This is a genomic window from Stenotrophomonas pavanii, from assembly GCF_900101175.1.
Taxonomy (GTDB): domain Bacteria; phylum Pseudomonadota; class Gammaproteobacteria; order Xanthomonadales; family Xanthomonadaceae; genus Stenotrophomonas; species Stenotrophomonas pavanii.
Window position 1 is genome coordinate 288,628 of the sequence record NZ_FNFQ01000003.1, and the last position, 14,789, is coordinate 303,416.

The window sequence follows — 14,789 nt, forward strand, 5'->3', positions numbered from 1 at the left end:
ATCCCGCCACCGCCGCCGTGCGGCGAACTGAAGGAATGTCAGTGTGATCGGAAACAGATTGACATTGTCGATCCATCAGGCGCTTTGCCTGTTGGTTGTTGGCGCGGCCTGCCCAGGATGGGCGTTGGCGGCACCGGCCAATCTCGGCGAACAGGCGCTGATGGCGCAGAGCGGTGCGGCCACTGCGCGTGCACCGGAATCGGCCCAGTTCAATTCCAGCTTCCTGTCCGGCCAGGCCAAGCAGGTCGACCTGGCCGCCTTCAGCAACGGCAACCCGATGGTGGCCGGCAATTACCGCGTCGACGTCTACGTCAACGGCGCCTGGCAGGGCCGCCGCGACCTTCAGTTCAAGGCCGATGCACAGGGGCGCGTGGACGCGTGCCTGCCGCTGCCGATGCTGGAAGAAATGGGCGTGGACAGCGAGGCCGTGCTGCTGCAGCAGGACCCGACGCTGCCGACCGACACCACCAGCTGCGTGCCGGTGCAGCAGCGCATGGCCAATGCCTACGGTGTCTACGACAGCGGCAACCTGCGCTACGACCTCAGCATTCCGCAGGTGTTCCTGCGCCGTGAGGCGCGCGGCTACGTCAACCCGGCGCTGTGGGACCGCGGCATCAATGCCGGCTTCGTCGGCTACAGCTTCAATGCCATCGACAGCAACAGCCGCGTCGAAGGTGGCCAGCGCAACCGCAGTGCCTATCTTGGCCTCAATGCCGGCCTGAACCTGGGCGGCTGGCAGTTCCGCCACGATTCCAACCTGACCTGGTCCGAGGGTGACGGCCGCCATTGGCAGAGCATCGCCACCTACGCACAGCGCGGCATCCCGCAGGTGCGCGGCATGCTCACCATCGGTGAGGCCTACACCACGGGCGAGCTGTTCGACTCCATCGGCTACCGCGGTGCCAGCCTGGCCAGCGACGACCGCATGCTGCCCGATTCGCTGCGCGGCTACGCGCCGGTGGTGCGCGGCATCGCCGAGACCAATGCGCGCATCGAAGTGCGCCAGAACCAGCAGCTGATCTACTCCTCCACTGTCTCGCCGGGCAGCTTCGTCATCGACGACCTGTACCCAACCGGCTACGGCGGCGACCTGGAAGTGAGCGTGATCGAGGCCGATGGCCGCCGCCGCGAATTCAAGGTGCCGTTCGGCTCGGTGCCGCAGATGCTGCGTGAGGGCGTGTCGCGCTATTCGTTGACCGCCGGCCAGGTGCGCAACAAGCTGCTGGCCGACGAACCCTGGCTGGTGCAGGGCACCTACCAGCGCGGCATCGGCAACCAGCTGACGCTTTACGGCGGCAGCGCGCTGAGCGATGGCTACCTGTCGCTGCTGTACGGTGTCGGCCTGTCGACCCGGGTCGGCGCGTTCGCTGCCGACGTCACCCATGCGCGTACCTCGTTCGACCACTACGGCAGCCACACCGGCGCCAGCGTGCGGCTGAGCTACAGCAACATGATCGGCGAGACCGGCACCAACCTGACCCTGGCCGCCTACCGCTACTCGACCGAAGGCTTCTACAGCCTGCAGGACGCCCTGTATGGCCGTGATTCGGACGCGCGCGGCATCGATCCGACCACCCGTGGCCGCCAGCGCAGCCAGTTCCAGGTCACCCTGAACCAGCCGCTCGGCCGCCGTGGTGGTGCGCTGTACGTGACCGGTTCGGTGCGTGACTTCTACGACCGTTCCGGCACCTCCAAGCAGTACCAGGTGGGCTACAACAACGCCTGGCGTTCGGTGAACTACGGCTTCTCGGCGCTGCGCACCGAAGAGGGCGTGCTCGGCCGTTCCGATACCCAGTACCTGCTGTCGATGAGCGTGCCGCTGGGCCGGGGTACCCACCCGGTGTCGTTCAGCGCCGATCTGGGCATGCGCGATCGCGGTGGCTACGACAACAGCCGCGTCGGCATCACCGGTTCGGCCGGCGTCGACAACAACTTCAGCTACGGCGTGGCCCTGTCCGATTCCCGCGAGGGTGGCACCACCGCGGTCGGCAATGCCGAGTACCGCAGCCGCTACTCCGCGTTGAACGCCACCTACAGCCACTCGCGTGATTTCCGCCAGGCGTCGGTCGGTGCCAACGGCAGCGTGGTCGTGCATCCGGGCGGCTTCACCTTCACCCCGCAGCGGGGCGACACCATGGTGCTGGTCGAAGCACCGGGCGCGCGCGATGCGATCGTCAGCAATGCCCCGGGCCTGCGCGTCGATGGCCGCGGCTATGCGGTGGTGCCGTACGTGTCGCCGTACCGCCTCAACACCGTCACCCTCGACCCGCAGGGCATGGCCCACGACGTCGAACTGGAAAGCACCAGCCAGTCGATCGCACCGTTTGCCGGCGCCATCAGCTACCTGCGCTTCGACACCCGCAAGGGCAACGCGCTGCTGATCCAGGTACGCAACCCGGATGGCCGCAGCATGCCGTTCGGTGCGCAGGTCAAGGACGAGCAGGGCCAGCCGGTGGGCATGGTCAGCCAGGGCGGTCGCCTGTACGTGCGCAGTGAAAAGAACCAGGGCCGCCTGCTGGTGGAGTGGGGCGCCGGTGCCGAGCAGCGCTGCACCATCGATTACCAGGTTCCGGCGGGCGCCGATGCGTCCAAGACCGGCTTCATCCCGCTGGAGGCAGCATGCCGATGATTCCTTCCCGTGGCCGCACGCTGCTGGCCGCCTTGACCGTGATGGGGGGCGTGCTGCTGGCGCAGCAGGCCAGTGCATCGTGCCGCATCCAGAACAGCTGGTTCGTGGCCCAGGACGTAACCATGGACATGGGGCAGATCGTGATCCTGCCCAGCACGCCGGTCGGCGGCGTGATCAAGGAGATCAGCGAGCCGATCAACCAGCAGAACAGCGTGGCGCGCTGCGACTGGTCCGGCGGGCGTTCGATCGGTGAGTACGTCAATGCCGCGCAGAAGCGCCCGGTGGCCGGGTTCTCGAACGTCTATGAAACCGATGTGGCGGGCGTGGGCATCCGCCTGTACCGCGACTCCGGCGCGATCCAGACCTACTATCCGCACACCATCAACTTCGCCAGCAACAGCACCATCTCGCTGGTCGGAGGCACGTTCCGCATCCAGCTGATCAAGACAGCGGCACAGACCGGCTCGGGCGTGATCGCACCGAACGGTCGCTTCACCACGTATTACTTCGACGGTGATGGCGCCGGCCGACCGGTGCTGACCTCCACCTTCAAGGGCTCGGGCACCACCGTGGTCAGCCCGACCTGCGAAGTGCAGGCCGGCAGCCGCAACATCGCCGTCGACTTCGGCAGCGTGCCCAACACCACCTTCACCGGTGTCGGTTCCAGGGCCGTCGACCGCGATTTCGAGATCCGGCTGAACTGCCAGGGCAGCAATGTCGCCGCCTACCAGAGCAAGATCGGCATCCGCCTCGATGCCGACCAGGACAGCTCGAACATGCCGGGCGTGCTGAAGCTCAGCGCGGCTGCCAACAGCGCGACCCGCATCGGCATCCAGATGGTCCAGCGCGATGGCACCACCGAGCGCGAAGTGCGCTTCGGCCAGACCATCAACGTCGGCACCACGGCGCCGGGGACCAGCGTCATGGCGCTGCCGCTGCGCGCGCGCTACGTGCAGACCCAGGCCGGCACGGTCGGTGCTGGTGTCGCAAACGGCCAGGCCACGTTCACCATCCAGTACGAGTAAGGCCGCCCCGGCGGCTGCCCTTGCTGCGTTCCACCGCAACGTCGCCCGGCTCACGGGCGGCGTTGACTGCGTCTTGATCTTCCAACGATGAAGATCAGTGCCACGACGCACGTACCATCAATCGAATGTGATGTACGTCGCGATTTTGGAGTTTCCTCATGAGGTGACCGTCTCCTGCCTGCGGGCATTGGACGGTAACGCCGAAAGGATCCAGACGTGGCTACAGCTCCTGGCATTCTCCAGCACCGTCCTTCCGGAGCACCCCGGTGAAGGTCCTGTCGGTGTTCGGCACCCGACCGGAAGCAATCAAGATGGGGCCGCTGGTGCGCGCCCTGGCCCAGGCCGCGGACATCGAATCGGTGGTCTGCATCACCGGCCAGCACCGCGCGATGCTCGACCAGGTGATGTCGCTGTTCGAGATCACCGCCGACCATGACCTCGACGTCATGGTGCCCAACCAGACCCTCAATGGCCTGTGCGCCCGGCTGCTCGAGCGGCTCGATGTGCTCTACACGCAGGTCCGCCCCGACTACGTGCTGGTGCACGGCGATACCACCACGGCGATGACCGCCGCCCTGGCCGCGTTCCACCACCGCATCCCGATCGGCCATGTCGAGGCCGGCCTGCGCACCGGCGACATCCACCGGCCCTGGCCGGAGGAGATGAACCGGCGGGTGATCGATGTGGTCGCCCAGCAGCTGTATGCGCCCACCCCGGGCTCGCGTGCCAACCTGGCCCGTGAACACCTGGGTGGGCAGGTCCTGGTCACCGGCAATACCGTCATCGATGCCCTGCAGCAGACCGTGCAGCGCCTGGATGCTGATCCGGCACTGCGTGCCCGGGCCGACGAACCCTTCCACATGCTCGACCCCGGGCGCCGCCTGCTGCTGGTCACCGGCCATCGCCGCGAGAGCTTCGGCCAGGGCTTCGAGGACATCTGCCGTGCGCTGGCCGAACTGGCCCGGCGGCCAGACCTGCAGGTGCTGTACCCGGTGCACCTCAATCCGAACGTGCAGGGACCGGTCAATGCCCACCTCGGCACGCTCGACAACGTGCACTTGGTGCCGCCGCAGGATTACCTGCGTTTCGTGCGCCTGATGCAGCGCGCCGACGTCATCCTCACCGACTCCGGTGGCGTGCAGGAGGAAGCACCGGCCCTGGCCAAGCCGGTGCTGGTGATGCGCGACGTCACCGAGCGCCCCGAGGCGGTCGAGGCCGGTGTGGTGACGCTGGTCGGCACCACGCCTTCGCGCATCGTCGCGGGCGTCAACGCGGCACTGGCCCAGCCACCGCAGCCGACCCGCTTCGACCCCGATGCCAGTCCCTACGGTGATGGCCGCGCCAGCGCGCGCATCGTCGCCGCGCTGCGCGGCATGCCCCTTCCCGAGTTCACGCCCGGTCTCCGCAGTGGCGGTGCCGCCCAGCCCCTTCCGCATGAAGTGACGCCATGACCCCGACCGGCCGCTCCCCCCTGTTTGCCTCCGCCGCCGCGTTCGTCCTGTCGGGCGTGGTCGGTACTGCCCATGCCGCTGACACCGTCGCCGGCCAGTTCACCGAATGGAGCAGCGACAGCACGGTGAACCGGCAGATGACCCTGCGCGAACTCGGTTTCCGCCAGCCACTGGTGCTGAGCGGGCAAGAAAGCCAGCGCGAGGTCTACCTGCCGGTGCCGGCCGGAGTCGCCACCCGTGACGCGCAGCTGCAGCTGGATGGGCGCTATGTACGCGGCCACGCCGGGCGCACCTCGGGGTTGTGGTCGGTCGATGGCGACCCGATCGCGGCGCGTTCGATCACCGATGCGCAGGGCGATGCCGGCCAGTTGCTGGCCATCGACGGCGAACCCCGCCCGAGCGGCTTCGTGCGCGTCGGCATCGGCTGGTGGTCGATCGTGTCCGATTACCAGTGCGCCGACCAGAGCGCGCCGGCCAACGTGCTGCGGCTGTCGCCGGACTCGCGTTTCAGCTACCGCTTCGACGGCCGCGCCGTGGATACCGTGGCCAAGGCCTGGGGGGCGCTGCCACCGCGGGTGCGCCTGCTGGTGGATGGCAAGGCGCTGCAGGCACCGGCCTACGATGCGGCCTGGCGCATCGGTACCGCGTTGCAGGCCGGCGGCAAGCAGGTCCAGGTGGTGGCCCTGCCCACGATCGGTGACAGCGTCGACCTGGCCGGTATCAGCATCCCGGCCAGCCTGCAGGGCGTGCCGGCCTACGCCGCGCTGGCCACGGGTGAGCGCGCGCATGCGATCAGGGACCTGGCCGAAGTCGGCGCGCTGCTGTCATTGCGCGACAGCGGGCCGTTGGCCGCCGATGTGATGATCGGCAGCGATGCACTGCGCGCCGGCGTGCGCGCGGCGCTGGATGCGCTGGGCGCGCAGGTCGGCGCAGCCGGTGCGGATGCAGGCAGCGCGTTCGCCGCGTGGCGCGCGGGTGGCATGGCGGGCCTGGAAAAGCCCGCAGCCACTGCCTCGGTCGGCGTGGTGGCCGTTGCCGGGCGTCCGACGCTGGTGGTCGATCCTGCGGCGGCGGGCAAGGTCGCCGGGCTGCTCGCCGAGCAGTGGCGCAGCTATGCACTGGGCCGCAGCCTGCAGGTCAGCGCAGCGGGCACGCCCAAACTGGACGGTGACCAGGTGCTGCTGAGCAGGCTCGGCAACATCGCCGGCACCATGGATGTGGTGACCCGCGCCGACCGCAGCGCCAGCTTCGACCTCGGCGCACTGTCGGCCGATGGCCGCCTGCCCGAGCAGGTGGTGATCGATGTCTCGGCGGCCCCCAACGTGGCCGGGCAGGGCGCGGTCGCCACGATCTACCTCAACGATTACCTGCTGGGCGGCAAGGTGCTGTCGGCCAACGGCCAGCCGCAACGCCTGGTGGCCAAGGTGCCGGCCTACGCGCTGTCGGCACGCAACGAGATCCGTGTCAGCTTCCTGCGCCAGCCGGCGCGTCCCTACTGCCACGATCCGGCCACGGGCTATCCGGTCTCGATCCTGCCCAGCAGCCATCTGACCCTGGCCAAGCGATCGCTGGGCAATGATTTCGTCGGTGCCAGCAGCCAGCTGTCGCGCGGTAACCAGGTGTTCGTGCCCGACGCGTGGCTGCAGGACGCGCCGGCCTCGCTGGGCAAGGTCATCGCCGTGGCCAGTGCAGTGGGCGCCTCGCCGGAAGCGTCGGAACTGAAGGTGGTCGACGCCGGTGCCGCCGTCAGCCCGGGTGCGCCGTGGCTGGCCTTCGCCGTGGCGCCGGCCGGGGTTGATGTGGCCGGCCTGAAGGACGGCCACCTGCGGATCGGTGGCACGTCGCAGCCGTTGCTGGATGTCAGCGGCCTGGATCGCGCTGCCGTGGTGCAGGTGGGCACCTCCGGCGGCCAGCTGGGCGTGCTGTACAGCGACCTGGGCGCACAGGCACCGTCGTTCGGCGCACCGTTCCGGCTGCTGAAGGGCGACCTGGCCGTGCTCGACGGCAGTGACGCCGTGCGCGAATTCGACCGCCAGGATCCCTATGGCACGCGTGTCGCGCAGGACGGCAACCCGCAATCGAAGTGGGAACGGCACATGGTCTGGTTGCTGCTGCTGGTCGGCGTGATCGTGTTCGCGCTGCTGGCCGCCCGCGTCACCCAGGTGCGCCGCCGCAAGTCCGCCAACGCAGGGCACTGATCCACCGTGGACGGTCTGTTCTGGAACATCCAGCTGGCCAACTACTACGCCGCCCTGGAAACCACGGCGGCGGCGGTGGCCGTGCTGATCCTGATCTCCAGCCTCGATGACCTGTTCATCGATGTCTGGTACTGGGTGCGCGAGAGCTGGCGGGCATTGACCATCAAGCGCCGCGACGCATACCGGCCGCTGACCCAGGACGACCTGCTGCAGCGCCCGCAGCAGCCGCTGGCGATCATGGTGCCGGCGTGGATGGAGTACGACGTCATCGCGCAGATGGTGGAGAACATGATCAACGTGCTCGATTACCGCGAGTACGTCGTGTTCGTCGGCACCTATCCCAACGACCAGCAGACCATCGATGAGGTCGAGCGCATGCGTCGCCGCTACAAGCGCCTGCGCCGCGTGGAAGTGCCGCACGACGGGCCGACCAGCAAGGCCGACTGCCTGAACTGGCTGATCCTGGCGATCTTCGATTACGAGAAGCGCCACGACATCGAGTTCGCCGGGGTGATCCTGCACGACAGCGAGGACGTGCTGCACCCGATGGAGCTGCGGTTCTACAACTACCTGCTGCCACGCAAGGACATGATCCAGTTGCCGGTGACCTCGCTGGACCGCGAGTGGTACGAACTGGTGGCCGGGGTCTACATGGACGAGTTCGCCGAATGGCACGCCAAGGACCTGGTGGTGCGCGAGAGCGTATCGGGCATGGTGCCGTCGGCCGGCGTCGGTACCTGCTTCTCGCGGCGCGCGTTGCTGGCCCTGAGTGCGCAGACCGACAACCAGCCCTTCAACACCGACAGCCTCACCGAGGATTACGACGTGGGTGCGCGGCTGGCAGCCATGGGCATGCAGTCGATCTTCGCCCGCTTCCCGGTGCAGTTCCGCGTGCGCCGCCCCTCATGGTTCGGCTGGGGGCCGGTGCGCGAGCGCACCCAGCAGATGGCCCTGTGCGTGCGCGAGTACTTCCCCGACAATTTCCGCGCCTCCTACCGGCAGAAGGCGCGCTGGGTGCTGGGCATCGGCCTGCAGAGCTGGGAGTCGCTGGGCTGGCGGGGCTCGCTGGCCACCAAGTACCTGCTGGCGCGCGACCGCAAGGGCATCATCACCTCGTTTGTCAGCATCATTGCCTACCTGATCTTCCTGCAGCTGCTGCTGTTCTGGCTGTTGAAGATGACCGGGGTCTGGACGATGCAGTTTCCCAGCGTGTTCCAGGCCGGCACCTGGCAGATGACGGTGGCGCTGCTGACCACCGCAGCGCTGGCCACCCGCGTCGTGCAGCGCTTCTACTTCGTCAACCGGCTGTACGGCTGGGAGCATGCCTTGATGTCGATCCCGCGGATGGTGGTCGGCAACATGATCAACTTCATGGCCACCGCCCGCGCGTGGAAGGTGTTCCTGGCCTACCTGCTGTTCGGCAAGCGCATGGTATGGGACAAGACCATGCACGACTTCCCGGATGCGGCGCAGCTGGTGCAGACGCGCAAGCAGCTCGGCGAACTGTTGACCACCTGGCAGGCGGTGGAGCCGGAGCGCCTGCAGCAGGCACTGGAGCAGCAGCAGGACGGCCGGCAGCAGCCGCTGGGGCGCATCCTGCTCACCCAGGGGTGGCTGGATGATGAGACCCTGGCCGAGGCGATTGCCTTCCAGGGCGACCTGCCACGTGCGGTGATCGACGTGGATTACCTGCGGGCCGGCCCGTTCCCGGTCAGTGCCGACGCCTGCGTGCAATGGCGCATGCTGCCATTGCCGCCGCGGCAGCCGGGGACCCTGCGTCTGGCCGTGGCCAGCCCGCTGCCCGAGGAGGCACTGGCGCTGCTCAAGCAGGAAACCCGCAGCGACCACATCGAACAGAACATCGCCCGCGAGAGCGAGATCAACGCAGGGCTGCGCCTGATCGGCAGTGACCGGGACTGGCAGCTGGACAACGTGCCGCTGCTCGGGGACCTGCTGGTGGAGATGCGCCTGATCGACCACGCGCGCTTCGAGATCGCACTGGATGCCTACAAGCCGCAGCGCGATGGCCGCATCGGTGACTACCTGGTCAAGCAGGGCGTCACCACCGAGGACGCCGTCGCCCAGGCCATGCAGGAGCAGCGCCGGCGTGCGGCCGTGCTGCAGTCGCCGCCTCCCGGAGCCTTGCCGGCATGAAGACCACGCTGCTGTCCACCGTCATTGCCGTGGCACTGGCCACCGCCGCCACGCCGGTACTGGCACAGGCCGATGCGGCCCTGCCGCTGTCCGGCGCTGCATACCGCGTCGCCGAGCAGGCCTTCGCCGCTTACGAGCGCGGCGACTATCAAGCGGCTTACCAGCAGTCCACCGAAGCGATCCGGCTGCGCCCGGACGTGGTGCGGCTGCGCCTGCTGCAGATCTACGCGCTGCAGAAACTGGGCCGGCCGGCGGAGGCGCAGCAGCAGGCGCGCCGTGCACTGGATGCGGGGTTGAAGGATCCGGCCTTGCCGGCGTTGGCCGCTGCCACCGCTGCACGCAGCACGCCCCCGGATGCCAGGGGCGCGCGCGCGCCCTCCCCACCGCGTGCGGCCGGCAGCGGCGCAGACCGCGCCAGGCAGCAGGCCTACACGCTGGCTACCGAGGCCTATGCTGCCTATGACGCCGGGCGCATGGGGGAAGCGGCCAGCAAGGCCGAGCAGGCCTTCCGCCAGCAGCCGAAGCAGGGCGCCTGGGCGATGCTGTGGGTGGCGGCGCTGGAAGCACAGCAACAGGCCGACCTGGCCGACGCGGCCATCGGCACGGCGCTGCAGCTGGGCGCACCGAATGTCGAGGAACTGCGCGTCCGTCGCGTGGCGCTGGATCGACAGCGCGCGCTGCTGCAGGCCCAGCAGGCGAATCGGTCGCTGTCCACGCAGGATGATGCAGCGGCCGTTGCGCAGGCACGTGCCGCCGTCGAACTGGCGCCGGATGTTGCTTCGTACCGGTGGCTGTTGATCACCGCGCAGCTGCAGCAGGGGCAGCTGGCCGACGCCGAGCGCAGCGCCGACCAGGCACTGCAGGCCGACGGCGGGGATCTCAATGCCCGCGTGATGCGTGGTTATCTGCGCCAGCGCCAGGGCAAGACCCTGCTGGCCAATGAAGACTTCGACGCCGCACTCGCCGCGCCGGGGTCAACCATGCAGCAGCGCAACGTGCGCCTGCTGGCCGTGGATGCGGCCCTGGCCGCTGGGGACCGCACACGTGCGGCTGCACTGCTGGCGCCACTGCAGGCGGCGTCGCCTGCGGATGCGGGCGACGCACGCGCGCAGCAGCTTCTGCAGCAGGGCATCGAACAGCGCGCCAGGGCGATCCGGTCCAGTCGTGCGCCTGCGGGTTTGAGTGCGCAGGCGTATCCGGCGCCGTTCCAGCACTGCCCGCCTGCTGACACCGGTGATGCCTGCACGCTGATGCCGGTCGACCTGCAGGGCGACGGTGGTGCCGCACAGCGCGCGTATGCGGCCTACGCGCGGCAGGACTACGCCGAGGCCATCGGCGAGGCGCGGCAGGCCGTGCAGCTCGCACCGGAGGACGCGAGCCTGCAGGGGCTGCTGACCACCACGCTGGCGGCAGGCAACCGCAGCCAGCAGGACGAAGCACGGCTGCGCCTGGACGCGGCACTGGCGCAACGCCCTGATGACGCCGGGCTGCTGATGCAGCGCGGCTACCTCAACCAGAAGGCCCACGAACCGGCGCGCGCACTGGCCGACTTCCGTGCCGCCGAGGCCACCGGCAGGGCACCGAAGAGCGTGGTGCTTGACCAGGCCTACGCCAGCGCGGCCAGCGGCGATCACCCGCAGGCGGTGACGCTGCTGCGGACGGCCATTGATCGTGCCGATGCCGGCGAGCTGCCGCTGGATGAGCGCCAGCGCTACAACGTGCGCAGTGCCATCGCCAGTTACTCGCGCGAGTGGGGCGTGATCGCCTCGGCGGGTTTCCGCGGTGCGCGCCAGGCGGCGACCAATGTCGGCGGCGCCGCGATCAGCACGCCGGGCGATTCGGTGTTCAGCACGCTCGAGGCGTTCTGGCGACCACCGGCCTTCAACGACGCCCATGGCAAGCTGGAACTCTACGCACGACTGCTCAACACGCTGTACGACCAGGGCGGCACCTATGAATCGATCCGCGCGGTGGACCCCTGCACCGGCGAATCGACGCCCGACGCACGCGCACGCGCCGAACGACTCAGCCGCTCGCGTTCCACCACCGGCTGGCCGTCCACCATCGCCTCGTTCGGCCTGCGCTACGCCTTCGGCCAGACCGGCCTGAGCGCCGGCATCGAGCGTCGCCAGTTCCTCGGCAGTGCCACCCGTTCGGGTGATGTCTATCCGGCATCGGCGGCCGTGCAGTGCCGCCTGCAGTTGGCCCTGAACCCGCCACTGGAAGCCAGCACGCTGGCCCGCTACCGCCTGGCCAGCGGTTCTGGCGGCTGGATGTCCTACCTGACCTACGGCTATTACCACGGCACCGACCTGCGCACCGACGTCAACCAGTGGTGGATGGTCAGCGGCTACGCGCAGGGCGGTTACACCTGGGACGACAACAGCGCCCACTTCACCCTCGACGCGCTGGATGCCAACGGCACGCCGGTGCGGCGGATCGGCGATGCCCACGGGAGGTTGCATCGCGAGCAGTGGTTCGCGGCCGCTGAACTGCGCGCCGGCCGCAGCTTCCGCTTTGGCGCCGGGCAGACCCACTGGGTGGTCACGCCGTATGTGGTGGTGGGGGCGGACTGGCTGGACCAGCGCTCGCGGGTGCGCGACATCCGTTACCCGCTGTTCCCGGCGCAGTCGTTCGCGCTCAACGATACGCAACGCAGCTGGTCGCTCGGCGCAGGACCGGGCGTGGGCGTGCGCTACTGGTTCCGCGAGGACCACTACAACACCCCGCGTTCCTACCTCGACCTGACCGTGCAGTACCGCTTCGCGATCGGCGGCGGAGATACGCAGCGCGCCAAGGGCCTGTTCGCCACCGCCATCCTGTACTACTGAGCCAGCCCCCAGCGTCGCCGCAGCGCCGCCGCCTGCGGCGTGTCCTGGGTCAGCCAGGGCTCCAGCGCATAGACCAGCACGTGCTGTGCGCCACTGCCGCGTGCCCACGCCAGCTGCCGCTGGATGCGTGCGGCATCTGCGGTTTCGCCCTTGAACCCGCTGCCATCAGCGGCGCTGCCAGGCAGTTCGCGGAACAGTTCGACGATCGCATCGAAACCGATGTCCTGTGCCTGGAAATGGTCGAGCAGGGGTTGCAGCTGCTGCACGTTGCCGGCGCCGGCAACACCCCCCCCGTCCTGCACCATCGGCCGCAGCGTGGCCTGGGCCAGTACCGCCTGCCATAGCGTGACCAGGTTGCCATCGGACTGCAGGCGGCTGAAGTAGCAGGAGATCGCACAGTCACCGCCGCGCGCGCTGGCGGCCTGCACCAGCCCGTGCAGCCACTGCGCCAGCCATTGCTGGCGGGCCGGATCGGCCCAGTGGAACTGCTCCAGTTCGTAGGGCAGGTACCAGCCGCCGAAGGCCGGCTGCTGCACCCATGGCGCCTGTGCCAACCAGCTGCGCGCGTGCGCCAGGCTGTTGGCCAGGAACGCCTGCAGCGTGGCGTCGTCGGCGCCGATGGCCTGCCACCAGCGTTGCTGGAAGGGCAGGCCGACGCGGATGCGGAGGTCATTCTCGCGGGCCGCAGTGAACAGTTGCTGCAGGCTGCCGTCGGGCAGTGACCAGTCGCCATCGCTGCCACCGACGATGCCGGTCCATTGCAGCACCAGCTGCCGGCACCCCAGCGCATGGGCCAGCTTCAACGAGCGTTGCCAGTCGGCCAGGCCCCATTGCAGATGGCTGCGCCACGGTTGCAGGAAGGTGCCATCGACGTGCACAGGCAGCGAGCAGCCGGGCAGGGTGGCGAGCGTACCGGCCAGCGGCGCCAGCAACGCCGCGCGCAGCAGCCGGCGGCGCAATGGCGAAGACGGATCCGTGGGAAGGCCAGGCCGGAGCATGCCCGCATCATCCCAGAGCACCGTGGCTGGAAGGTGAACCCCGCCCCAGCTAGTACCGGCCGCTGGCCGCCGCGTGCTCTGGTAACGCCGGCCGCTGGCCGGCATCGCCCCCGGGTAGCAGGTGAGTCACCACCCGGTAGTGCCGGCCGCTGGCCGGCATGGCGCCCCGATTATTCCAACGCGTAGCGCAGCGCGAACAGCACCGCCACCAGCCACACCGCCGGATGCACCTCGCGCCAGCGCCCGGTGCCGGCCTTCAGCGCGGCATACGCAATGAAGCCGAACGCCAGGCCGTTGGCAATCGAATAGGTGAACGGCATCGCCAGCGCACACAGGGCGGCCGGCACCGATTCGGTCAGGTCGCTCCAGTCCACGTCCACCAGTTCGCGCAACATCAGGCCGGCCACGAACAGCAGCGCCGGTGCGGTGGCATAGCCGGGCACCATCGCCGCCAGCGGCGAGAACAGCAGTGCGGCCAGGAACAGTGCCGACACCACCAGTGCGGTCAGGCCGGTGCGGCCGCCCACCTGCACGCCCGAGGCGCTTTCAGCGAACGCGGTGGTGCTGCTGGTGCCCAGCAGCGAACCGGCCACGATCGCCGTGCTGTCGGCCAGCAGCGCGCGGCCGAAACGCTTCTGCGCGCCCGGCAGCTTCAGCAGTCCGGCGCGACCGACCACGCCATACAGGGTGCCGGTGGCATCGAACACTTCCACCAGCACGAACACCAGCACCACCTGCAGCAACACGGCGATCGGCGCGCCACCGTTGTGGTGCAGCAGGCCCGGCAGGTCCAGCTGCAGGAAGGTCGGCGCCAGGCTCGGCGGCAGCGAGACCAGGCCCTGGTACTGCACGTCGCCCAATGCCCAGCCCGCGCCGGTCACCGCCAGGATGCCGATCAGGATCGCGCCACGGATACGGCGCGCTTCCAGCACGGCAATCAGCAGGAAGCCGGCCAGCGCCAGCAGCGGCGGCGCCGTGTTCAACGGGCCCAGCGCCACCAGCGTGTCTTCATTGCCGACGATCACGCCGGATTTCTGCAGCGCGATGATCGCCAGGAACAGGCCGATGCCGGCCACGATCGCCGAACGCAGCGAGGCCGGGATGCCCGACACCAGCCACGCCCGCACACCGGTCAGCGACAGCACCAGGAACACCAGGCCGGAGATGAACACCGCAGCCAGTGCCTGCTGCCACGGCAGGCCAGCGGCACCGACCACGGTGAAGGCGAAGAACGCGTTCAGGCCCATGCCCGGTGCCATGCCCACCGGGAAGTTGGCCGCCAGCGCCATCACCGCCGAACCCAGCGCAGCGGCCAGGCAGGTGGCCACGAACACCGCACCCGCATCCATGCCGGTGGTGCCGAGGATTTCCGGGTTGACGAAGACGATGTAGGACATCGTCAGGAAGGTGGTGACACCGGCCAGCAGCTCGGTGCGCACGGTGGTGCCGTGCTGCTGCAGCTGGAACAGGCGTTCGAACAGGGACATGGGGCGTCTCGCAACA

The 14,789-nt window shown here is 68.9% G+C and carries 8 protein-coding genes; 6 read left to right on the forward strand and 2 right to left on the reverse strand.

Annotated features, from left to right (window positions below):
- The first annotated feature begins 64 nt into the window (after positions 1-64).
- From BLS66_RS07490 to BLS66_RS07515, 6 genes are all read left to right on the forward strand, one after another.
- Positions 65-2,629: a fimbria/pilus outer membrane usher protein gene (locus tag BLS66_RS07490; RefSeq protein ID WP_053462136.1), complete on the forward strand. Its 2,565-nt coding sequence runs from the start codon at positions 65-67 to the stop codon at positions 2,627-2,629.
- A complete protein-coding gene (locus BLS66_RS07495) occupies positions 2,620-3,654 on the forward strand; it encodes a fimbrial protein (protein WP_074725554.1) in 1,035 nt (344 codons plus the stop codon). The genes BLS66_RS07490 and BLS66_RS07495 overlap by 10 nt, the downstream gene beginning before the upstream one ends.
- A gap of 266 nt (positions 3,655-3,920) precedes the next feature.
- Positions 3,921-5,105, forward strand: a complete 1,185-nt coding sequence (gene wecB, locus BLS66_RS07500) for a non-hydrolyzing UDP-N-acetylglucosamine 2-epimerase (protein WP_057493414.1) — start codon at positions 3,921-3,923, stop codon at positions 5,103-5,105.
- Positions 5,102-7,303 carry a hypothetical protein gene (locus BLS66_RS07505; protein WP_074725555.1) on the forward strand — a complete coding sequence of 734 codons (2,202 nt, stop codon included), beginning with the start codon at positions 5,102-5,104 and terminating at the stop codon, positions 7,301-7,303. The genes wecB and BLS66_RS07505 overlap by 4 nt, the downstream gene beginning before the upstream one ends.
- Positions 7,304-7,309: 6 nt before the next feature.
- Positions 7,310-9,457, forward strand: coding sequence for a glycosyl transferase family protein (locus tag BLS66_RS07510; RefSeq protein ID WP_057493416.1), 2,148 nt, complete (start codon positions 7,310-7,312; stop codon positions 9,455-9,457).
- On the forward strand, positions 9,454-12,288 hold the full coding sequence (locus tag BLS66_RS07515) for an NfrA family protein (protein ID WP_074725556.1): 2,835 nt from the start codon (positions 9,454-9,456) through the stop codon (positions 12,286-12,288). The genes BLS66_RS07510 and BLS66_RS07515 overlap by 4 nt, the downstream gene beginning before the upstream one ends.
- Here the strand turns inward: BLS66_RS07515 and BLS66_RS07520 are convergent.
- On the reverse strand, positions 12,282-13,247 hold the full coding sequence (locus BLS66_RS07520) for a DUF4434 domain-containing protein (protein WP_074725557.1): 966 nt from the start codon (positions 13,245-13,247) through the stop codon (positions 12,282-12,284). The genes BLS66_RS07515 and BLS66_RS07520 overlap by 7 nt on opposite strands.
- A gap of 209 nt (positions 13,248-13,456) precedes the next feature.
- Positions 13,457-14,773, reverse strand: coding sequence for an NCS2 family permease (locus tag BLS66_RS07525; RefSeq protein ID WP_053462142.1), 1,317 nt, complete (start codon positions 14,771-14,773; stop codon positions 13,457-13,459).
- Between the last annotated feature and the right edge of the window lie 16 nt (positions 14,774-14,789).